Source organism: Chryseobacterium sp. SN22, assembly GCF_008329705.1.
Taxonomy (GTDB): Bacteria; Bacteroidota; Bacteroidia; order Flavobacteriales; family Weeksellaceae; genus Chryseobacterium.
On sequence record NZ_VTSX01000002.1, the window covers coordinates 152411 to 174301 of the forward strand.

A 21891-nucleotide genomic window follows, 5' to 3' on the forward strand; every position below is an offset into this window, starting at 1 on the left:
AAGTTTCCAATCCATCACTTGCTTTAAAGCTTTGTGCCTTTGGTGGCAGGAACAGGATTTAAACCACATTAAAAAATAAACTTCTTATGTTAAAACAATTTATAGAAAGGCCGGTACTTTCAACGGTCATTTCCATTATTCTTTTATTATTGGGTGCCCTGTCGCTCTTTAATTTACCGATTGCCCTCTTTCCGGATATTGCACCGCCAAGCGTCCAAGTAACCGCTTTTTACCCAGGGGCGAATGCGGAAGTGGTTGCCCGTTCGGTAGCTACCCCGATTGAGGAAGCCGTAAACGGTGTGGAAAACATGACGTATATGACCTCCAACTCCAGCAACGACGGTACAATGACCTTAAGTGTGTTCTTCAAGCAGGGTTCCGATCCGGACAATGCAGCCGTGAATGTCCAGAACCGGGTGTCCAAAGCGATGAGCCAGCTTCCCCAGGAAGTGGTGCAGGCCGGAATATCTACCCAGAAAGTCCAGAACAGCATGATCATGTTTATGGGATTAACGAGTAATAATCCTAAGGAATATGATGAGCTTTTCCTTCAGAATTATTTAAAAATAAACATCATTCCTCAGATCCAGCGTATTCCGGGTGTAGCTCAGGCACAGGTTTTCGGAACCCGGGATTATTCCATGCGGCTGTGGCTGAAACCGGACCGGCTGGCAGCCAACAATCTCTCTCCACAGGAAGTCCTGAATGCGGTAAAAGACCATAACCTGGAAGCGGCACCGGGACGTCTCGGACAGGGAAGCAAGGAAACTTATGAATATATCCTTAAATACAAAGGAAAACTGAACAAGAATGAAGATTACGAAAACATTGCCATCAAAGCCAACAGCGACGGTTCTTTCCTGAGACTGAAGGATGTGGCGCGGGTAGAATTCGGATCGTATACCTATACTGCCGCTAACCGGGTAGATGGAAAACCAGTAGCCGGATTTGCCATTATGCAGACTGCCGGTTCCAATGCCAACGAGATCTTAACGGAAATTGAGAAACAGATTGATCAGTTAAAAACTACCCTTCCCCAAGGTGTTGAACCGATCGTGATGTACAATTCCAAGGACTTCCTGGATGCTTCCATCCATCAGGTAGTGGAGACGCTTGTGATTGCCTTTATCCTGGTATTTATCGTGGTGTATATTTTCCTTCAGGATTTCAGGTCGACTTTGATTCCGGCGATTGCGGTTCCGGTGGCCATCATCGGTACTTTCTTTTTCCTGAATCTATTCGGATTCAGCATCAATATGCTTACGCTGTTTGCCCTGGTTCTTGCCATCGGTATTGTGGTGGATGATGCAATCGTGGTGGTAGAAGCCGTCCACTCCAAAATGGAACATACGGGAATGCCGGTGGAACAGGCTACAATGAATTCAATGAGTGAAATTTCCGGAGCCATTATTTCCATTACTTTAGTCATGTGTGCCGTATTCATTCCGGTAGGCTTTATGCAGGGTCCGGCAGGGGTATTTTACAGACAGTTTGCTTTTACGCTGGCAATTGCCATCCTGATTTCAGCAGTCAATGCTCTGACGTTGAGTCCGGCTTTATGTGCGCTGCTTTTAAATGACCCGCAGGGAGAACATGGCGAGCATGGTAAAAAGACCGGATTCGGGGCAAGGTTCTTTAATGCTTTTAATACAAGCTTTAATAACCTGACTAAAAAATACATTTACAGCCTGAAGTTTTTAATTAAAAATAAATGGGTAGCCGTCGGAGGCCTGGCCCTTCTGGTTGCCGCCAGTATTTTCTTAATTAAAAAAGCACCGTCAGGATTTATTCCTACCGAGGACCAGGGTTTCATTCTATATGCCGTGAACACGCCTCCGGGAAGCTCACTGGACAGGACCCAACGGGCCACCGAGCAGATCGATAAGATCATCAATGGTGAAAAAGCAAAAAACCACCTTTGGGTTTCCGACGGTTTGAACTTCATCAGCAATGCCAATGCCTCTCCGTATTCTGCCGGGTTTATCAAGCTGAAAGACCACGATCAGCGCGGTGCCGTTACCGATCCGGATGAGATCGCAGCGGGACTGACGGGTAAAGTATCCCAGGTGAAAGATGCCAGTGCCTTCTTCTTCAATTTCCCTACCGTTCAGGGATTCGGGAATGTTTCCGGTTTTGAATTTATGCTTCAGGATAAAACCAACGGTTCTCTGGAACAGCTGGGAACGACAACGCAGGCTTTCATCGGGGAACTGATGAAACGTCCCGAAATTGCGTTCGCCTTCACTACCTATGCCGCCGGAAATCCCCAGTTCACGATTGAGGTGGATAACGATAAAGCCAATCAGTTAGGCATCTCCATTACCGAACTGATGCAGACGATGCAGATCTATTACGGAAGCAGCTTCGTTTCGGATTTCAACCGGTTCGGAAAATATTACCGGGTAATGGCGCAGGCTGATATCCCTTACCGTACCGATGCCAATTCGCTGGAAGGTATTTATGTGAAAAACAAATCGGGCGAAATGGTTCCTGTTAAAACATTAGTGACCTTAAAAAGAGCTTTCGGACCTGAAACGGTGACCAGAAACAACCTGTTCAATGCCGTTACCATTAACGGAACACCGAAGCCGGGTTACAGCACCGGAGACGCCATCAAAGCGGTGGAAGAAGTTGCACAGAAGTCGCTGCCGAGAGGCTATGGCTACGAATGGACCGGAATTACGCGTGAAGAAATTAAAACCAGCGGACAGACCGCCTTCATCTTTATGCTGAGCATCCTCTTTGTGTACTTTTTGCTGGCAGCACAGTATGAAAGCTACATTCTTCCGTTTGCGGTGATCCTGACGATTCCGACAGGGATTTTTGGAGTGTTTGCTTTTACAGGGCTGGCCGGAATCGATAACAACATCTACGTTCAGGTCGGCCTCATCATGCTGGTCGGATTGCTTGCTAAGAATGCGATCCTGATTGTGGAATTTGCTGTACAGCGAAGGAATGCAGGAAGAACCCTGCTGGAATCTGCACTTCAGGCATCTAGATTGCGTCTGCGCCCTATCTTAATGACCTCTTTTGCCTTTATTGTCGGGATGCTGCCGCTTGTCTTCACCCAGGGTGCTTCCGCAAAAGGAAATCATTCCATCGGTTTCAGTACCGTGGGAGGCATGCTGACGGGGGTTGTATTCGGAATCTTCATTATCCCGGTAATGTTTGTGATCTTCCAGTATCTGCATGAAAAAATGCCGAGCCGGAAAAAGAAAAGACTCCAGAGGCAAAAACTGGAAACGGAACTTTTAGCTTCGGCACATTAATTAAAAAATAGAACTTTGACCCATATGATTTTAACCATTTAAGATTTTAATTTGGAAATTAAGAATAGTAAGTCAGACTGCGCTTTCAGCGCCATACTTCACAAAATCTGTCTTATTTTTCTTAACTAAAACTTAATCATTCATCTTCTCAACGGTTCAGATTAATGGCAAAACAGATTTCTCACAAAAGGATCCTTCAAAGTTTTGTTATCAATAAAATTTTAAAACTATGAAAAGAATAAAAAATATCATCATCACTTTTGCAGTAGCCTTAGGTTCGGTTTCCTGTGTGTCGAAACTGGCTTACCAGGAACCGAAACCTGAGCTGCCTGAAAAATTCACCTATACTGCCACTGCCGATACCGCCAGCGTAGCTGACCTGGAATGGAAACAGTTTTTCAGCGATCCTATTTTACAGGGTTTAATTGAAAAAGGGATCAAAAACAACTACGACCTTCAGATTGCCCTGAAACAGGTGGCTGCCTCACAGGAAAGACTGAAGCAGGCAAAATACCTGCAATACCCGGATATCGGATTCGGTGTTTCCGCACAGATTTCAAAGCCGTCGAAAAACAGCATGAACGGGCAGAGCTTAAATTTATTTTTAGGCCAGAGCCATGTGGAAGATTATAACGCCGCATTCAATTTATCCTGGGAAGCAGATATCTGGGGGAAAATAAAAAACCAACAGGAAGTTTCGAGAATGCAGTACCTGCAGACCTATGAAGCCACAAAAGCCATTCAGACCCAGGTAGTGGCTGCCATCGCACAGGGTTATTACAATCTGTTGATGCTGGACAGACAGTTGCAGATTGCGCAATCAAACCTGGAACTAAGTACCAATACCCTTTCCATTACAGAAAAGATGTGGCAGAGCGGCGATACGACTTCTTTAGGCGTACAGCAGGCCACTGCCCAAAAGCAATCCACCGAACTTCTGATTACCCAACTCGAGCAGAATATGGCTATCCAGGAGAATGCTTTAAGTATTCTGGTGGGCGAAAATCCGGGTAAGATCAGCAGGACAATTGAAATGTCAGAAACCTCTTTGCCTCAGGATATTTCGGCAGGGCTTCCTGCAGCGATGGTGAGCCGGCGTCCGGATGTCCGCCAACAGGAACTGGTCTTGCTGGAATCGAATGCATTGGTGGGCATTGCTCAGGCCAATATGTATCCTGCCTTGCGGATTACAGCTAATGGCGGAGTCAATTCATTTAAAATCGACAACTGGTTCCAGATTCCGGCCTCGCTGTTCGGTTCCGTTTTAGGCGGTCTGACCCAGCCTGTTTTTCAGAAAAGACAATTGAAAACGGATCTGAATGTTGCTAAAATCCAGCGGGAGAAAAACGTACTGGCTTTCCGGCAGGCTGTTTTGAATGCCGTCGGTGAAGTTTCTGATGCCCTGGTTTCCAATGAAAGCCTAAAAGTCCAGGAACAAAAAGCATCCGAGCAGGTAAACACGTTAAAAAACGGAATTAAAAGCGCCGAAATGCTGTACAAAGGCGGAATGGCGAATTACTTAGAAGTCATAACAGCCCAGGGAAATTCCTTACAGGCTGAGCTGAATCTGGCGTCCGTCAAAAGACAAAGGCTAAGCAGTATTGTAGACTTATACCGCGCTTTGGGCGGCGGCTGGAAGTAGTAAATTAAATTATATTTGTTTTAAATGCGGCCTTTCGGGGCTGCATTTTTTGTTTAACAATTAAGATTTATTAAGTAGTTAAGTTTCATTAAGAAAAATCTGATAAATTTTAATCATTATGCTTAAAGCAAAGCTCAACTTAATATTTTTTCATGTCTTGACCTATATCTTAATGGTTCAAATCAATCTGCTCATTAATATATTCAATCAAACTATTGAAATCCTCCTGCGAATACCCCAACGGCAGATAATGAATATCATCCGCTTTCCGGTACCAGGTCAGCTGGCGCTTGGCGTACCGGCGGCTGTTTTTCTTGATCTCGGAAACGGCAAAATCCAGATCCCATTCTCCTTCAAAATATTTGAATAATTCGGAGTAACCTACAGTATTTAAAGCGGTCAGATGTTTGAACGGTTCAAGGCTTCTGGCTTCCTCCAGCAATCCGTTTTCCATCATCAGGTCTACCCTTCTGTTGATCCGGCCGTACAGTTCTTCCCTCGGTGCTTCGATCCCGATGCGGATGGTTTTAAAATCCCGGGAATCCTGTGAAACGGCAATCTGCTCGGAATACTTTTTACCAGTCTGCCAGATGACATCAATGGCACGCAGCAGCCTTCGGTGGTTATGAAAATCAACAACGGCAAAATATTCCGGGTCGAGTTCCTTCAATAGTTCCTGAAGCTTTGCGATGCCTTGATTTTCAAAAATAGCCTGTAATTTTTTCTGGTTGTCTTCATCAGCTTCCGGCAGGTCGTTTAATCCTTCGATCACTGCTTTTTCATACATCATGCTTCCACCTACAAGAATCACCGTTTCATAATTTTCGAAAAGTCCGTTGAGCTTTTTCAGGGCATCTTCTTCATACTGCCCGATGGAATAATAGTCCTCCACGGAAAGGCTGCCGATAAAATGATGCGGAGCTTCTGCCAGTTCTCCAGATGAGGGGGAAGCCGTTCCGATTTTCATTTCCCTGAAAAACTGTCTTGAATCGCAGGAAACAATTTCGGTACTGAAATGTTTGGCCAGATCAATGGCCAGTCTTGTTTTCCCGATTCCGGTAGGCCCTACAACAGAAATTAAATTTTTCTTTTTCACAGGGCAAATTTACGAAAATGCTGTTTATTCCAATTTCCGCAAAAGAAACGAAAGATTTCTTTATTTTTCAGATATTTAAAAGTTTACAAAATAATCCTTGAACCTTTGGCCATTAATGAACTATTAAGAAAGTGAAATGGTCAAGTTTTATTAAGAAAAATCAATTAGACTTTATAAGCATTACGCTCAAGGCAATGCTCAACTTAATATTTCTTAGCGCCTTCATCAGAATCTTAAAGGTTTAAATATTCACAACTGTTTATCTCCGGTCTCAAGCTTCCGGCGCATGGACTTTAGCAAACTATAGACTTAAATGTTTATCTTTGTACAACAATAAAAAACTATGATTTTATCAATGACCGGCTTTGGTAGAGCCGAAGGTGTTTTTGAAGGAAAAAAGATCACGATCGATATTAAATCGCTGAACAGTAAAAGCTTTGATTTGAATATCAAAATTCCGCTCCGGTACAAAGAGAAGGAATTCGAGATCCGAAAGATTCTTAACGACCGGATCATCCGTGGAAAGGTAGACTGCTACCTCAACCTGGAGAATCTGGAAGAATCTACCGATGTAAAAATCAACAAAAGCCTTATTGATTCCTATATCAGCGAACTTAAAAGTGTAGCCTCCGACGGTCCCGATTTTGAATACCTGAAAATGGCGGTCCGGTTTCCGGATGCGATTACATCGAGACCCGACGAACTTTCTGAAGGCGAATGGGAAGCGCTGGCCAAAATCGTACAGGCAGCAGTTGACCGTTTTGAAGAATTCAGAAAGACCGAAGGCAATATTCTTCATGAAGAATTGGAGAGAAACCTTCTCAATATTGAAAAAAATCTTGCCGAGGTGGTTCCTTTTGAGGAAGAACGGATCATTGCCGTAAAGGAGCGTTACCAGAAATCACTGAAAGAATTTGAAAATGTGGACGAAACCCGTTTTTATCAGGAAATGGCTTATTTCACGGAGAAACTGGATATTTCGGAAGAGAAGGTAAGGCTTTCGCAACATCTGAAATATTATAAGGAAGTAATGGACAATGAAGATTTCAACGGGAAAAAGCTTGGGTTTATCTCCCAGGAAATCGGCCGCGAGATCAACACTTTGGGTTCAAAAGCCAACCATGCCGCCATCCAGAAGCTGGTGGTAATGATGAAGGATGATCTGGAAAAGATCAAAGAACAAACGTTAAACGTTCTTTAGATTCAGAGTTCAATGTTTAAAATTCAAGGCTGCAGGCTTTGAAAAACAAATGATCTTTAAATGACGAACTTAACTTTAAACCAAAAACTTTGAACAATAAAGTAATCATCTTTTCCGCACCGTCGGGAAGCGGAAAGACAACATTGGTAAAACACGCTCTGGAAGTATTCGGTGAACTGCAGTTCTCGATTTCCTGTACGACCAGGCAACCGAGAGGCAGTGAAGTGCATGCAGTGGATTATCATTTTTTAACCCCTGATGAATTCAGGCAGAAAATTTCGGAAGATGCCTTTGTGGAATTTGAAGAAGTATATACCGATAAATATTACGGGACGCTGAAATCTGAAGTGGAAAAAATCTGGAGTCAGGGCAAAGTGGTCATCTTTGACGTCGACGTAAAAGGCGGAATCTCTTTAAAAAAATATTTTGGAGAACAGGCTTTATCCATTTTTATCGAACCTCCTTCAATTGAAGAACTGGAACGGCGACTGATTTCCAGAGCAACCGATGATGCAGAAACCATCAAAATCCGTGTTGCCAAGGCAGAAGAAGAAATGTCTTATGCCGGAGCATTTGATAAAATCGTGATCAATTCCGATCTGAACAAAGCAAAAAAAGAAATAGAAAGTTTAATACAATATTTTATCGGAAGCTGAAGTTTAATTTTTGACTTTTGATTTTCCGATAAACCAAAACATTAAGGTGGATATGAGTACCGAAACATTAGAAAAAGCTAAATCTGCAATTCCGGTAAGGGGATTCTTAGATATCAAAGACCTGATTATTCCTGAAGGCGAGGAACTCGTAAAAGCGATTCTTAAGCTGAAAGAAGAAAAAAATGCGGTGATTTTAGCCCATTATTATCAGCCCGGAGAAATCCAGGATATTGCCGATTTCCTTGGAGATTCCCTTCAGCTGGCAAGACAGGCAAAGGATACCGATGCCGATATGATTGTATTCTGCGGAGTGCATTTCATGGCCGAAGCGGCAAAAATTTTAAATCCGACCAAAAAAGTAGTCCTTCCTGACACGATGGCAGGATGCTCGTTAGCAGACGGCTGCTCAGGAGAAGGCCTGCGGAAAATGCGCGAGCAGCATCCGAATGCTTTGGTTGCCACTTACATCAACTGTAATGCGGAAACAAAGGCGGAGAGTGACATCATTGTGACGAGCTCAAATGCTGAAACCGTAATCGAAGCACTACCGAAAGACCGCCCGATTATTTTCGCCCCGGATAAAAACCTGGGAAGGTACCTTTCTCAGAAAACAGGCCGTGACATGATCCTCTGGGATGGCAGCTGCATCGTTCACGAAGCTTTTTCCATGGAGAGAATCGCCAAACAGCTGGCTGATAATCCTGATGCGAAGTTAATTGCCCACCCGGAAAGTGAAGAAGCAGTTCTGAAGCTGGCCCATTTCATTGGTTCCACTTCTGCCCTGCTGAATTTTGTGGAACAGGACGATTGCCAGAAATTCATCATTGCCACGGAAGAAGGCATCCTGCATGAGATGAAGAAGCGTGCCCCTCATAAGGAATTGGTTCCGGCTTTGGTTTTCGATGAAACCTGCAACTGTTCCGAATGTTTCTATATGAAACGGAATACGATGGAAAAGCTGTATCTGTGCATGAAATACGAACTTCCCGAGATCCTGATGGATGAAGAGTTAAGATTAAAAGCTTTAAAGCCGATTGAAGCGATGCTGGATCTTTCGAAAAGCATTAAGTAATTTTTCACTTTTGTGTTGAATATTTTCTATTGAAAGGACTAAAATATTCAATATGAAAAATCTCAAAAAAATTAGACCGGAAAAGTCTTAAAAGAGTAAACGGAGGAAATGAAACCTGTCACCTCAATGGTGAAATTCACGAAACCTGCGGGTTGGGTTGCAACGGAGACCTGATTCGTATTCCGAGAGGACATTATATTCCGGATAATTGCTAATAAACAAAGGCTGCTTGTCATCAAGCAGCCTTTCTCTTATCTATTATTCATAACAATCCGTGCTCACATCTATACATCTTTGGCAGTTCTAAGAAGGTAAGAATATTGAGTGTAGGTGTTGAAATTTTATAGCATCTGTGATAAATCAATCATTAATCAAGAGCACATTCGTAGCTTAGCAATACCTTAGATTTGCAGCATGCGGGAAGCGCATCATAATCTGCACATGATTTAGGAAAGCCAGGTCCGTATGGTCCTGGAGGGCAGACATAATTACAGGTAGCACCTCCATTGATTGATTTTAAATTTTCTCTGCCAATTCTTTTTAAGTTTTTCATAATAGGTTAAATTAAAATTTCATAGATATACAAACTATTGTGGAGTGGAATTAAAACACTCAGAACTTACCAATACACATGGTTTACACCGGCTTGGCAATACATTATAATCTTCACAGGAATAGGTATAACCGTTGGATGCTCCGCCCGGGCCATATCCGCCTTTAGGACATCCGGTGCAGTTAGCCGCCCCACTGATTTTATAAAGATCTTTTCTTGTTAATTTTTTTAAATTTTTCATAGTCCAATTTTTGATTTGATGATTTTTCAATTAAGGATTCGGATCCAAACATAAAGGATAATCATATGAATACAGGCACACTTTACGACCTCTAAGTTCTGTACACCACGCACAGCCTTTTGGTCCGCAATCCAAGTCTACACTGCATTCATCTCCTGCCCCGCCGGCAATTGTCTTTAGGTTCTCTCTGTTCAGTTTTTTTAGATTTTTCATAATAATTTAATTTTTTTGTTTGACATTTAAATATATTACTTTTGCTACAGATAACAAAGCTATGAGTAAAATATTTCTCGAAAACGTGAAAATATATGCCTGCCACGGGGTTTTGCCGGAAGAAAATATTATCGGAACGTATTATATTCTAAATGTGGAACTTCACACCGACTTATGGAAAGCGGCAGCGTCTGACGCCCTGAATGATACGATAAGCTATGCGGATATCAATGACATCATCCATAATGAAATGGAAATCAAGTCTAAACTGCTGGAACATGTCGCAGGAAGAATTATTTCCAGAATCCATGAGGAGTTTCCGCAGGTTGATTACATTAAACTAAAAATTACCAAAACGGCCCCGCCGATGAAGGGAGAAATGCAGGGAGCCAGTATTGAATTGGAACGAAGTTTTAAACCCGGAAATTAAAGCAAGCTTTAATTCCTTTAAAAATTACACTATTGAAAATTTTCAAACTGCTATTTTTAATTTTATCTGTTGTCACTTTCGGGCAGACTATAGTCGATAATCAGCCCGCCAACTATAATTTTCCTAAACTGAAATCCAGCATCACTATGCCGGTAACGATTCCCTTAGCGGAAATCAGCAATATGATCAATGCCTCGGTAAAGGATCTTATTTATCAGGATGACTCCTATACCGATAACAACAATGACCAGTTCAAGGTAAAAGTCTGGAAAACACGTCCGATCCGTCTGGTCGGCGGGACCGATCAGAATATACTGATTGAGGTACCTTTGAAAATCTGGGCGGAAAAAGGCATTGGAACATTAGGCATTTACACCTATCAGAATACGACCTTTGAAACGGTAATGTCTTTCAGTACCACTCTTAATTTTCAGAACAACTGGACCATAAAGACTACTACCGAACCCAATGGCTTCCGGTGGGTGGTAAAACCCGTTCTCGATTTTGGCAGGCTCCAGATTCCGATTACCGGCCTGGTGGAAAAGAGCCTGATCGAGCAACAGCAGAAGTTCAGCAAAACAATCGACCAGCAGCTGGCCACGCAACTTAATTTCCAGCAATATGTGGTAACCGCCTGGAATGTTTTCTCAAATCCATTCAATATTTCGGAGGAATACAAGACGTGGCTGAAAGTAACCCCGATCAGCGTCAATGTTACGCCGCTGAAATTTTACGGCAATCAGATCAATACCAATCTGGGAATCGACATATATTCGGAAACTTTTACCGGAAACAAACCGGCTTCTTCTCCACCTGTAAAAACCGCTGCAGATTTCAGCTTTACATCGGCTTTGAATGGTAAGTTCCTGATTCAGACCACAGCAAATATTCCTTTTACCCAAGCAACGGAAATTGCCCGGAACCTGTTTTTAAATAAAGAATACGATGTCGGAGGATCTTCCGTAAAAATTAAAGACATTAAGGTATATGGTGTAAAAGACAAAGTAATGATTGAAGCGGATACGGAAGGCTATGTAAATGGGAAAGCTTTCATTTCCGGAATTCCCGTTTATGATGAAGCCAAGAAGAAAATCGTACTGTCGGATACAAAATTTAATCTAAGGACGGCCAATATTCTCCAAAAGACGGCGACCCTGCTTTTCCGGGGCAGGATTGTAAAGATGATCGAAGAAGAATACGGAATTCCAACGCAGGACATTGAAAGCAGTTCAAAAAAAAGTATAGAAGAAGCTTTTAACAAAGAATATTACAAAGGTCTGAAAATGAACGGAAAAGTCTTTAATCTGAAGCCCGGCCGGATCCTGATGAATCCGTACGGTATCACCGCGGTTATTGATACGAACGCTTCTTTGAAACTGGTGTTAAACGGAATGTAAAATAATTAAAAATTATGAGGCTGAAAGACAGGCAAAAAGCAATATATAAAGCACCAACACAAAAGAATTTGCTTAAAAACTTTTGTTGAAAACTAAATTTTAGTATATTTGCACACCTCAAAATGGTAAATGGTACTTTGGCCGAGCGGCTAGGCAGTGGTCTGCAACACCATCTACAGCGGTTCGAATCCGCTAGGTACCTCCATATAAACCCTAATTTACTTTAAAATAGTATTTTAGGGTTTTTTTATTTGTGGGAAATTCCAACCATATTCCAACGAAATAAAATGGTGCATGCACAAAATGGATCAAACAGAGAAGTTGAGGATTATTGAAAAAGTTTTATTAATTTGAATGGTAAAAGTGATTTGCCTTTTACTCCACTAAGCTATAGTGTCATTTCTAAATATTTTTAAGTTGAAATTATCCGAAATAAAATATGCAGAATATATAATTTCTGAAATATGATAATATTCAAAATTATCAATTGCTGAATGTAATGTGTCATGCTAAACTAGTCCAAGTACCTTTGCGAACGAAAAATCTATAGCTGTAATGTAATCTATTCTATTTTTAACCTCGATAGCGTTTGAAATTTTCTCCCTAACTTTTATAGCTGATCCAGTAAAAACCAGGTTGGCCCAATTCTTCTTGTTTCTAAAATAAAATTAGATATTATGCAACATACGAATCCAAAAAATCAGGAAGAACCTTTAACGATTATAATGAACTGGCTAAAAGCAAAGATGAAAGAACGTTTTGAGAGAGACTTCAATTTGGATCATGAAGTAGTAATAGCTTCCGGCAATGCGTTTAAAGCGGCCCTTACTCCTGAGACCTCGAAATTATCTCAGCAGGAGTCTCTAGGGCTTTCATTTTACGTCAAACATATCAACAGCGGAGATCTTACTATAGATCAGATGATGGAAGAAATTAACGCACTAAAATAAAATTCCCCGGCCGGAACCAGGGAGTAATTTGAAAGATATAGTGGTGATTAAATGTATTTTTAAATTCAAAGAACGTACCAACGCTTTAAATTTTTTATTTAACTAGTTAAAATAATTATTTTTTTAACCTGACGATTTCTGATTAAATCTGATCTTAATTTTAATAATCATTCTTATTTTATAAATTAAATATTCTTTCCTTTAATGTCTTGTATTCTGCTTTAGAAATTGCAATGCTATTTCTGAGTCTGGCCATGTTCTCAAGCTCATCGACGTTATTATAGGAATTAAATGATATCTGTTTTACATATCCTTTATTGCATTTTACATTGAAAACAGTTTCGTCCATTGCTAAATAAACAATTCCTTCAATAAAAGCAATAAAGCGCCGGAATAAATATCCAGAAAAGCAGAAGATAAATAACTTCCTGAACCGGTCTGTTCAGATAAAATTTATGAATTCCGAATCCTTCTAGAAATAAAGCAAAAGTGCTGCCGGCATTTTTTCTTTCACTGTTGATTATTTTTCATAAAGAAAGTGACTTTTTAAATTTGCCAGGTTCTGCAGCTATTCAAAAAAAACTTCTCACAATTATGAGAAGCTTAGGACTGTTTAAAAACGAATGGAAATTATTTCTATAAAACTATCATAAAATAAGCTATGATATCTATGATCCGGATTATAAAAAAACCTCTCCTAAAGAGAGGCAAACTTACTGAGAATAAATATTGTGTTATTGCTCCTGTAAAAATATAAATGATTCCAAAAAGATGTTTATGACCGAAATCACAACCAAAAAAAATCCTCATATTTCTATGAAGATTAAACTAATAACCATGAAAACTCAATAAACATGAGAATCGCCGTAAAGGTATTGATTTAATTTTATCGAAGGTATGATTACAATCTAAAAAAATATTCTATTTTTCACACAATATTGATTAAATTTGCAGAATTAATTCTATACCATGACGTTCAACGAAGCACTTAAACAGAAAAAAAATATTTTGAGAAATACCAGTGAGTTTACAAAAACTCTTTATGAATATGTAATCATTCCCGCATTAGAGGAAGAAGGCAAAAAATATATGAAAGATTTTAAAAAATCTCCTTCTCTTTTCGTTGATGGAAGTTGTAAAAATTACAGCAGCAATGCAAGATTTAAAGTATTTCTTTTCCCGAAAAATAAGATCTGATCGATCAAGCATATTATCATTTATAAGATTTTCAAGAAGTTATTCGAATAAAAAAATCCCCGTATTGCTACAGGGATTAAAAAACTAATAACCATGAAAACTCAAATTAAACATGAGTGACTGCAAATGTATGAAATGTTCACTTTAAATGCATCTATCAGTACTATAAATTTTATCCGTTAACATATTTTATTATAGATTAAAAAATAGTTTAAAGTATGATAAGTCCGAATAACCTTGTTTTTATAGCCGGTTTAACTAATTTTCAGGATATCTTTTTATACATTTTTACAGCATAAAAATTTAAATATTCATTTAAAAAATGTTAAAAAAATAAGCTCTCACACTGAGAGCTTATTGATTTATTGTTATCAACAAATTTTATTCCTTGATAAACTTTTTCTGGGCAGTACCCTGTACATCATCGATATCAATTACATAAATCCCGTTGATTAAGGCATGAACATCAATTTTGTTATTCAGAATAATTCCTGATGATATCATCTGTCCTGTCGTATTATAAATTTTATAATTTGCTCGTGGACTGATATTTTTCACATTCAATATTGTTTTTACCGGATTAGGATAAATTAAAATATCTGTCTGGTTTACCGGATTAGGTACCGGAAGTTTAGAAATTCTTACGGTATAATCCTCTACTTCACCTGCCGGGAAGTTGGTGCAGTTTACAGGAATAGCATCTTTTGATATAGCTACTCTCATCACGACATACTTAAAGTCCGTTAAGCTGATAAAGGCATCGGCAGGTACTGTAAATGTTCCGCTTACTGTCTGATCTGTATTGGGCCCGGAAACAAGAATCCTTTCATCAATATCAAAGTATCCGTTTCTGTTGAAGTCTATCCATACAGCAACGCCGGCCGTTGCATTTCCTGCAAGTTTCTTGTCAATCGTAATTTTGTTGTTTACAGATCCCTGGATCAATTGGATAAACTTGTTGGTAACCCCGGTATAATCGGTATAATTGGATGCTACTGATTCATTTTTCATTTCCGGCTTACCATCAGGTGTAACAGTAACTTTCGAGATATAGTTCCCACTGGTCGCAGTAGCCTGCATCTGGCAGTACACTACTGTTGGTGTCGTAAACAGATATGGAAGGGTATAATTCCCCGGTGTTCCACTGCAAATATTTGCTACCTGCATCTCATATTGAGTAAGTTCCAGCAAGCCGGTTAAGGTAATGCTGTTGGTATTGGAAGCCACCGTTGTCCAGCTCGGAATTCCTACTTTTCTATATCGCAGGATATATGTTGCACCCGGGAAAGGGGCCCATGTTACCTGTGCTGTCGTTGTCGTAAGATTTGTAATCGTTAATCCCGGCGGCGGAATTTCGCATGTCCTTTCTGTTGTAAACACCTTAGGATTGGACCATGGGTTTAATGTATTTTCGTTATCGCACATATTGGCGATCTGTACTTCATAAGTAGTAAATACACTTAGCCCTGAAAGCGGGTAAGTATTGGCAGGAGCAAGCGGTAACGGAATATTTGCACTCCATCCCGTATTTCCGCTTCCTACAATCCGGTATCTCAGGAAATAATGGGAACTTGCTGCAAGCGGGGACCAGGTAATCAATGCCGATGTTGTTGTGATATTGGTAACTGTTACATTCGGAGGCGTTGGATCACACCTTGTCGTAAATGTACTGTGTGAATATACCCCTGTATTGGTATTACAGATCGCAGCAACTTCCACTTCATACGGGGTAGCCGATAAAAGGTTTGTTAGTGTGGTTGTATTTGTAGTTGCCGGAGAAGCAGCTGCTGCCACATTTACTGTCTGCCAGGCTGAAGCCGGGGAAGTAATCGGCCTGTATCTTACCGTATAGGTAGCGCCGCCGATATCCTGATTCCAGTTTAACACAATCGAGTTATGCGTTGGTGTACCTAATGTTACAGTAGGCGTTGCATTATTACAGATTCGTAAATTAATATTATCAATTGCAATAGGGGGTTGCGTACCACCCGTACTATCATTTCTCCATTCGAATACCAGGCGCATAGTCGTTCCTGCAAAGCTTGAGATATTCAGCGTAGGATTAAAGACATTCTGCCAGGTTGTCTGCTGGTTATAATTCGCACCAATCTGTATTCTTCCTGTACCTGCAGTGATCTGAGCCCCGGAAACAGGCATAAAGTTTGCCGGCACCAGCCATACTCTTAAATAATCCCAACTCGATTCCCCAACTCCTTTCCAGTCGAATGAGAAAATAGCTGTAGTCGTTCCTGCCGGTACGGTAATATCGCGGTAAGCATGAACAACACTTGTTGATGAAGTATTATAGACGTTGGTGGTTCCGCTGGTATTGGAAATATACAGTGAATTTCCGGTATTTCCGGTAGCACTTCCGTAAGTCCATTTGTTTACCTGAGTACCATTTGTATATCCCAGATCACTTCCTGTTGTAAAAGGCTGAATATAAGGAATAGTAGCTGGAATCTGGGTAGTTGTAAAGGTAGGTCCAGCCATCCAGAAGCTTCTGTCTGACCCGACACATACGGAACGGATCCAGATATAATAAGTGGTATTAGGTGTCAAAGATGCTAAATTAAGCGTTGTTCCTGCAGATGATCCCGTAGGTACGGTTGCGGAAGTAGGCGCAACGTTGGCTGTAGACAAATAATATTGATAACCGCCTGCCGGTGCCGGTACCGCAGCAGTCCAGGTAACAGTAGCTGTACTGCTTCCTACAGTATTGATAGCAATATTGGTAGGAACCTGACAGGTAGGAATGCTTAAATTGATATTATCGATAGCTCCCGCAGGTTGTGTTCCTATAACCGTATCATTTCTCCATTCGAAAACAAGACGTACCTGCTGACCCGCAAAAGTGCTCAAGTTCACCAGTGTATTGAAATAATTCTGCCAAGTGCTCTGCTGATTGAAATCGCCTCCGAGCTGGATTCTTCCGCCTCCTGTCGTAATCTGTGTCCCGGCAACCGGTACAAACGACATTGGAACAAGCCATACTCTTAAATAATCAAAACCATTTTCCCCCACACCTCTCCAATCGAATGACAAAGTAGCATTGGTAGTTCCTGCAGGAACAATAATATCCCTGAAGGCATGCACTACACTCGAAGCCGACGTATTGTAACCATTGGTAACCCCATTGTCATTGGTGATGTACAATGAGTTGGCAGGGTTTCCTGCTGCAGAACCGTAAAACCAGATATTTGGCTGTCCGGAACCTGTCAGCTGAAGATCGTTTCCTGTAGAGAAGTTCTGTACATAAGGAATCGTCGTAGGGACCTGAAGTGTTGAAAAACTTGATGCCGCTATCCAGACACTTTTATTGGTTACCCCGCATACGGAACGTACCCACCAATAATACGTAGTACTCGGAGCCAGGGCAACGGTGACACTGGTTCCGGCATTGGCTACTCCGGTAGTCGCTGCTGTTAGCGCCGTAGGATTGGTGCTCAGGTAATATTCATACCCGTTGGCAGGAACCGTACCGGGTGCTGTCCATGAAAGAACTGCACTGTTAGTGGTTATTGTCCCTGTTGTTGGTGCAGAAGGCGGGAAACAGCTTGGCACACTCATATTGATATTATCAATGGCAATAGGCGGCTGTGATCCGAAGAGATCATCATTTCGCCATTCGAATACCAGACGCATGGTATTTCCGGCAAAAGAACTGATATTCAAACTGATCGTGCTGTACGTCTGCCAGGTGGATTGGTCTGTGAATTCCGTTCCGATTTGGATTCTTCCTCCGCCGGCAGTAATCTGCGTTCCCGGTGTCGGTGTGAAGCTCGCAGGTACCATCCATACTCTGAGGTAATCCCATCCGGATTCCCCTATTCCTTTCCAATCGAATGAAAAGTTGGCTACTGAAGCTCCCGTCGGAATGGCAATATCCCGGTATGCCTGTACAACACTGGTATCGCTGGTTGAATAAGCATTGGAAGTCCCGTTTGTGTTTGAAATGTAAAGGGAGCCGGCCGGATTTCCCGTTACAGTACCGTAGGACCACTTATTGGTCTGACCTGTGTTGAGTAACGTAAGGTCATTAGCTGTAGTAAAATTCTGTGAATACGGTAACGGAGCAGGAGTCTGTCCATAGACATCCGGTAGGGCGCCTAGATTTAGCAAACACAGAAGAAGTACTAAAAAAGTAGAAATTTTCTTCATAAGTTATCATTTAATATTAATCATTACAAATCTAATCTGTTTTTTGATAATTTATAGCATAAATCCCTGTATTTTTTAAATAAATTACATTAAAATCAACTAGGCATCTATTGAAAAAGAAACAAATAGGGTCATTTATAAGTTAAACGTGCAATTGGTTTTTTTATTGTTTTCCGAATTATTCGGAAAGAGATCAGTTATCAGCAGGCTTATTTGATAAGGAAGCCACCGATGAAATTAAGGAAAACCATTATTTATCGGTCGGTTAAAAAAATAAGGTCTCCTTTTTACAAAGGAGACCAAAAAAAACACAAATGATGAAAAAAATTTTATTGAATCAATTATTATTAATCCATGTTGTAAAAGTAATAAGGTAAGGTATGATTTAGGTATGATTGAAATCATAACAATGAATTTTTCAATAAAAATCATAGAAATTTTTCTAGCAAATATTTAAGATTATTTTGAAATTTTAAACAGGCTTTTATAAGGTGCTACTGTCAAGTGTAAAAAAACCAATCTAATAAACTATCAAACCGCATTGTAGAAATAATTCTATAAAATACAAATTTTATTTATCAAAAAGTCTTGATTTAAGTCATGTTATTAAAATATTATGTTAAGTAATTTTGCATCGGATGATAAATCAAATGAACGTGAATAAAATATCTATACTTATTGCCAATTATAACAATGGAAGATATTTCAAAGATTGTTATGATTCCATTATTTCGCAGAGCTATGAAAATTGGGAAGTTATTATTGTAGATGACAGCTCAACGGATAATTCTGTCGACCTTATTAAAGTACTTATCGAAGGAGATAACCGTTTTAAGTTCTATCAGAACAAAACCAATAAAGGATGCGGTTATACCAAAAGAAGATGTCTGGATCTTGCTACCGGTGAATTCTGCGCCTTTCTTGATCCTGATGATGCACTTTTCAGCTATGCTGTAGAATGTCTTCTTGATGAATTCCAGAAGAATAAAAAAATTATAGCAGCATACTCTAAATTGATTTTCTGTGATGAGCATCTTAAGCCAAGAGAAGTTTTTTCTAAAATAAAACAGATTCATAACGATAAATATTTTTTTAATATCCCTATTCAGATCCATGCCTTTTTTGTTTTTAAAAGAGCGGCTTACCTGAAAACCTCCGGAATCAACCCGAACCTGAAAAATGCTGTCGATCAGGATCTTTACCTGAAGCTTCTGGAAACCGGCGATGCAAAATTTGTAGATGAAGTTTTTTACAAATACAGGCTTCATTCCAACGGGATCTCTCAACAAAGCGCCAAACAAAGCGCAAAGGAATCTTTTGCCCGGGTAATCCACGAAACCATGCAGCGGAGAAAAATCACATCCATTAACGGAATTTCCGTGCCTGCCGTCTATACAAATGCTGAGGATATTTACAACCTCTTGAATTACCAGACCAAGATACCTTACCGGCTCATGAATAAAATAAGAACGGCATTACAATATTATTAATTATCTGATAAAAAAATAAAAGTTAAAATTAAAAGCAATTTCAACAATTTAATAAAAAAGGCGGCCTGATTAGGGCCGCCTTTTTTAAAGGTGTATATGGGTTGGAAAAAGTGCTTATCTTGCAGAATCCGTTCCGGTTCCTCCATTCGTCTGGGTACCATTTGTCCCATTGGTTTGATTCGTGGTAGTACTTCTTTGGTTATTCTGAGTGTTTCCCTGATTCATCGCACTGTCACCGGCAGTTCCTGTAGAATCCGCAGACATTGTTCCGGCTGCTGAAGAATCAGACATCGTTCCGGATGTAGCGGCAGAATCCGTCATTGTGGTGTTGTCATTTTGTGTTTCCTGTTTTTTGCAGCTTACTGCAAAAAGGCTGATTCCCAGCATTAATAGCATTACTTTTTTCATAATAATTTTTTGATGTTAATATGAAACCAAAATTATGCGTAAAAAAATAAGAATTCTATGAGCCAAGTCATAATGCAAGAAATATCAAAATAAATAGCCTCCCTTGCAGGAGGCCGTAAAAACACAAATGATGAAAAAAATCTATTCAGAGTGTACTGAACAGAGCTTGTTGCGGCAAATCCGCTATATTTTGGTTCTACAATATTTCTTCCAATGCGGATGATTATTGTAATATAAAAAACCGGATCGGCAGCTTCTTTTCTGAAGCAGATGAGCAAGCCCAAAGATAACCAGCATTGATGAGATGAGCAAAATAGTAAGCATTAAAATCAAAGAAAAATCAAAATTTTCCATAGTAAAGTAGTATTTCAGTTTTTAGCTATCTAAATTTAATACAATTTTGTAAATATGGTTAAGATAAATCTTTAAATATTGATATAATTTTAATTTTCAAGCAATTAAATTTAATTATGAAAATCGATTTCAATTTAAGATATAATCCGGGCAACCATATCATAAAAGATAGGTTTTGCACTCTGTTAAAAGAAATAACAGCTATATGTAATTCTATAGGAAATAACACAGATTCCAATCATTAACATGTAAATAATGATAAAAATCCCGCCATTTACGGCAGGACTTGTTATTTTTCTATTATTATGTTTTATTCTTCCCAGCTAACCGGAATATAGATCGTAACATAACCGTCTGCATCCACCTGAGCGTCCGATACCTCAGCAGTTACAGAACCGTATCCTGCCCATCCCCCTTGTCCCTGCATCGCCGTGAAAGTATAATTTCCGGCAGGAAGATTATCAAAATAAGCAGGCAGCGTCTGGAAACCGCCTCCGTAATAGGTATCATAACTTTGTCCGGTTACCGTATTAGTGGCGATAAAACTTCCTACATCATAACTTCCGGAAAGAGTCTTGCTTCCATTCTGCCCCAGAAGACCGTAACGGATTTTATACGTCTTCGCTTTTGCGGTATCCTTGGAAGGCTTTGCCATTTTCAAGGAATTGTGTTCATAAGTGGAAAAAGAACTTCCGATCATGATCATACCTGCAATAAACAGGATTTTTACAACTGGATTTTTCATATTAATATAATTTAGGTAAAGCAAAAATAATCAATTCATATTAATTCAACAGCCGGGGAAAATTAAGAAAAAGTTACATTTTTAAAATATAGTCAGCATTCAGATAAAAATCCTTTCGGCCAAATTTATGCTTAAGACCTATTCAAGCTGACAGAATATTAATACTTTTTGAATTTTTTTAACATTGCTTAACGAACTTTGGCGTCATAATTGAAAACAGTATAAGATCAAAGTCAGGTTGGCTTAACATCCTTACGTTATAAAATTTGAATTATGAGAAATATAGTGTTGACAGGATTAATGTCGGTTTTTTTACTGACGGCCTGTAAAAAAGATGAACAGATCGCTGAACAACAATCATTGGAACAACAGAAAATGGAGTTCCAGATGAGGCAGTTGGAAATAGAAAAACAGAAACTAGCCATTGAAAAAGAAAAAATGGCTTATGAAGCACAGAAAAAAGCGGATAGTATCGCTGAAATGCAGAAGGCTAAAACAGCTGCTGCAGCCAGTGCCAGACCCCAGGTAATCAGAGAAACACGTACTGTATACAGAGACCGATCAAGTTCAAGCTCGAATAGCGGGACTTATGCCAATAACGGAACCTCTTCCCAGACTACTGCAAAGAAAAAAGGAATGAGTGAAGCGGCTAAAGGTACCATTATCGGGGCTGTAGGCGGGGCTGCATTAGGAGCCATCGTTAACAAGAAAAGCCCTGGAGCCGGTGCTGCAATTGGTGGGGTAATCGGTGGTGCTACCGGTTATACTTTAGGTAGAGCACAGGATAGAAAAAGCGGAAGGGTTCAGCCAAGATAA

Annotated in this window: 19 protein-coding genes and 1 tRNA gene; 12 read left to right on the top strand and 8 right to left on the bottom strand. The window is 40.0% G+C overall.

Translation table 11 applies throughout. The annotated features are described in order from the left end of the window. The first annotated feature begins 86 nt into the window (after window positions 1-86). On the top strand, window positions 87-3269 hold the full coding sequence (locus tag FY557_RS01850) for an efflux RND transporter permease subunit (RefSeq protein ID WP_149245586.1): 3183 nt from the start codon (window positions 87-89) through the stop codon (window positions 3267-3269). A gap of 229 nt (window positions 3270-3498) precedes the next feature. Further along, window positions 3499-4911 carry an efflux transporter outer membrane subunit gene (locus FY557_RS01855; protein WP_149245587.1) on the top strand — a complete coding sequence of 471 codons (1413 nt, stop codon included), beginning with the start codon at window positions 3499-3501 and terminating at the stop codon, window positions 4909-4911. Window positions 4912-5080: 169 nt separating this feature from the next. On the opposite strand, the gene miaA is transcribed toward FY557_RS01855, so the two are convergent. Beyond that, window positions 5081-6007: a tRNA (adenosine(37)-N6)-dimethylallyltransferase MiaA gene (gene miaA, locus FY557_RS01860; protein ID WP_149245588.1), complete on the bottom strand. Its 927-nt coding sequence runs from the start codon at window positions 6005-6007 to the stop codon at window positions 5081-5083. 343 nt (window positions 6008-6350) lie between these two features. On the opposite strand from miaA, the gene FY557_RS01865 reads away from it, so the two are divergent. From FY557_RS01865 to nadA, 3 genes are all read left to right on the top strand, one after another. After that, window positions 6351-7208 (top strand): YicC family protein, encoded by an 858-nt coding sequence (locus FY557_RS01865; RefSeq protein WP_149245589.1) that lies wholly within the window; start codon window positions 6351-6353, stop codon window positions 7206-7208. An 89-nt stretch (window positions 7209-7297) separates the two neighbouring features. After that, on the top strand, window positions 7298-7864 hold the full coding sequence (gene gmk / locus FY557_RS01870) for a guanylate kinase (RefSeq protein ID WP_149245590.1): 567 nt from the start codon (window positions 7298-7300) through the stop codon (window positions 7862-7864). A gap of 52 nt (window positions 7865-7916) precedes the next feature. Then, a complete protein-coding gene (nadA, locus tag FY557_RS01875; protein WP_149245591.1) occupies window positions 7917-8936 on the top strand; it encodes a quinolinate synthase NadA in 1020 nt (339 codons plus the stop codon). 367 nt (window positions 8937-9303) lie between these two features. On the opposite strand, the gene FY557_RS20560 is transcribed toward nadA, so the two are convergent. From FY557_RS20560 to FY557_RS20565, 3 genes are read right to left on the bottom strand one after another with little or no spacing between them, the layout of a single operon-like run. Beyond that, the gene (locus FY557_RS20560; protein WP_410495574.1) at window positions 9304-9489 is read right to left on the bottom strand and encodes a bacteriocin-like protein; all 186 of its coding nucleotides are present in this window, start codon (window positions 9487-9489) and stop codon (window positions 9304-9306) included. A gap of 34 nt (window positions 9490-9523) precedes the next feature. After that, complete coding sequence (locus FY557_RS01880; RefSeq protein WP_149245592.1) at window positions 9524-9730, bottom strand: bacteriocin-like protein; 207 nt, start codon at window positions 9728-9730, stop codon at window positions 9524-9526. Between the two features lie 30 nt (window positions 9731-9760). Next, the gene (locus tag FY557_RS20565) at window positions 9761-9943 is read right to left on the bottom strand and encodes a bacteriocin-like protein (RefSeq protein WP_410495576.1); all 183 of its coding nucleotides are present in this window, start codon (window positions 9941-9943) and stop codon (window positions 9761-9763) included. A 61-nt stretch (window positions 9944-10004) separates the two neighbouring features. Here FY557_RS20565 and folB point away from each other — a divergent pair, with 61 nt between their 5' ends. The 4 genes from folB (at window position 10005) to FY557_RS01900 (ending at window position 12720) form a co-directional block, all read left to right on the top strand. Further along, window positions 10005-10373 (top strand): dihydroneopterin aldolase, encoded by a 369-nt coding sequence (folB, locus tag FY557_RS01885; RefSeq protein ID WP_149245593.1) that lies wholly within the window; start codon window positions 10005-10007, stop codon window positions 10371-10373. A gap of 32 nt (window positions 10374-10405) precedes the next feature. Next, window positions 10406-11770, top strand: coding sequence for a DUF4403 family protein (locus FY557_RS01890; protein ID WP_149245594.1), 1365 nt, complete (start codon window positions 10406-10408; stop codon window positions 11768-11770). 131 nt (window positions 11771-11901) lie between these two features. Continuing rightward, window positions 11902-11975: transfer RNA gene (locus FY557_RS01895), tRNA-Cys, on the top strand. A gap of 472 nt (window positions 11976-12447) precedes the next feature. Then, window positions 12448-12720, top strand: a complete 273-nt coding sequence (locus FY557_RS01900) for a hypothetical protein (protein WP_149245595.1) — start codon at window positions 12448-12450, stop codon at window positions 12718-12720. 368 nt (window positions 12721-13088) lie between these two features. Here the strand turns inward: FY557_RS01900 and FY557_RS20570 are convergent, their stop codons facing one another. Next, entirely contained in the window at window positions 13089-13244 is a 156-nt protein-coding gene (locus tag FY557_RS20570; protein ID WP_410495590.1) for a TM2 domain-containing protein, read from the bottom strand. Window positions 13245-13689: 445 nt separating this feature from the next. On the opposite strand from FY557_RS20570, the gene FY557_RS01910 reads away from it, so the two are divergent. Beyond that, complete coding sequence (locus tag FY557_RS01910) at window positions 13690-13917, top strand: hypothetical protein (protein WP_149245596.1); 228 nt, start codon at window positions 13690-13692, stop codon at window positions 13915-13917. 381 nt (window positions 13918-14298) lie between these two features. Here FY557_RS01910 and FY557_RS01915 read toward each other — a convergent pair whose 3' ends face one another. Continuing rightward, window positions 14299-18078 (bottom strand): fibronectin type III domain-containing protein, encoded by a 3780-nt coding sequence (locus FY557_RS01915; RefSeq protein ID WP_149245597.1) that lies wholly within the window; start codon window positions 18076-18078, stop codon window positions 14299-14301. Between the two features lie 638 nt (window positions 18079-18716). Here FY557_RS01915 and FY557_RS01920 point away from each other — a divergent pair. Next, window positions 18717-19568 (top strand): glycosyltransferase family 2 protein, encoded by an 852-nt coding sequence (locus FY557_RS01920; RefSeq protein ID WP_228451668.1) that lies wholly within the window; start codon window positions 18717-18719, stop codon window positions 19566-19568. 114 nt (window positions 19569-19682) lie between these two features. On the opposite strand, the gene FY557_RS01925 is transcribed toward FY557_RS01920, so the two are convergent. Continuing rightward, complete coding sequence (locus FY557_RS01925) at window positions 19683-19976, bottom strand: hypothetical protein (RefSeq protein WP_149245598.1); 294 nt, start codon at window positions 19974-19976, stop codon at window positions 19683-19685. 664 nt (window positions 19977-20640) lie between these two features. Further along, window positions 20641-21075: a hypothetical protein gene (locus FY557_RS01930; protein WP_149245599.1), complete on the bottom strand. Its 435-nt coding sequence runs from the start codon at window positions 21073-21075 to the stop codon at window positions 20641-20643. A 273-nt stretch (window positions 21076-21348) separates the two neighbouring features. On the opposite strand from FY557_RS01930, the gene FY557_RS01935 reads away from it, so the two are divergent. Next, on the top strand, window positions 21349-21891 hold the full coding sequence (locus tag FY557_RS01935; protein ID WP_149245600.1) for a YMGG-like glycine zipper-containing protein: 543 nt from the start codon (window positions 21349-21351) through the stop codon (window positions 21889-21891).

Excerpts from the sequence above, each read along its gene's own strand:
- folB (WP_149245593.1), top strand. The coding sequence starts at position 10,005 with ATGAGTAAAATATTTCTCGAAAACGTGAAAATATATGCCTGCCACGGG.
- nadA (WP_149245591.1), top strand. The coding sequence starts at position 7,917 with ATGAGTACCGAAACATTAGAAAAAGCTAAATCTGCAATTCCGGTAAGG.
- FY557_RS01850 (WP_149245586.1), top strand. The coding sequence starts at position 87 with ATGTTAAAACAATTTATAGAAAGGCCGGTACTTTCAACGGTCATTTCC.
- FY557_RS01920 (WP_228451668.1), top strand. The coding sequence starts at position 18,717 with ATGATAAATCAAATGAACGTGAATAAAATATCTATACTTATTGCCAAT.
- FY557_RS01935 (WP_149245600.1), top strand. The coding sequence starts at position 21,349 with ATGAGAAATATAGTGTTGACAGGATTAATGTCGGTTTTTTTACTGACG.
- FY557_RS20560 (WP_410495574.1), bottom strand. The coding sequence starts at position 9,489 with ATGAAAAACTTAAAAAGAATTGGCAGAGAAAATTTAAAATCAATCAAT.
- FY557_RS01910 (WP_149245596.1), top strand. The coding sequence starts at position 13,690 with ATGACGTTCAACGAAGCACTTAAACAGAAAAAAAATATTTTGAGAAAT.
- FY557_RS01930 (WP_149245599.1), bottom strand. The coding sequence starts at position 21,075 with ATGAAAAATCCAGTTGTAAAAATCCTGTTTATTGCAGGTATGATCATG.
- FY557_RS01925 (WP_149245598.1), bottom strand. The coding sequence starts at position 19,976 with ATGAAAAAAGTAATGCTATTAATGCTGGGAATCAGCCTTTTTGCAGTA.
- FY557_RS20565 (WP_410495576.1), bottom strand. The coding sequence starts at position 9,943 with ATGAAAAATCTAAAAAAACTGAACAGAGAGAACCTAAAGACAATTGCC.
- FY557_RS01865 (WP_149245589.1), top strand. The coding sequence starts at position 6,351 with ATGATTTTATCAATGACCGGCTTTGGTAGAGCCGAAGGTGTTTTTGAA.
- FY557_RS01880 (WP_149245592.1), bottom strand. The coding sequence starts at position 9,730 with ATGAAAAATTTAAAAAAATTAACAAGAAAAGATCTTTATAAAATCAGT.
- FY557_RS01900 (WP_149245595.1), top strand. The coding sequence starts at position 12,448 with ATGCAACATACGAATCCAAAAAATCAGGAAGAACCTTTAACGATTATA.
- FY557_RS01915 (WP_149245597.1), bottom strand. The coding sequence starts at position 18,078 with ATGAAGAAAATTTCTACTTTTTTAGTACTTCTTCTGTGTTTGCTAAAT.
- FY557_RS01855 (WP_149245587.1), top strand. The coding sequence starts at position 3,499 with ATGAAAAGAATAAAAAATATCATCATCACTTTTGCAGTAGCCTTAGGT.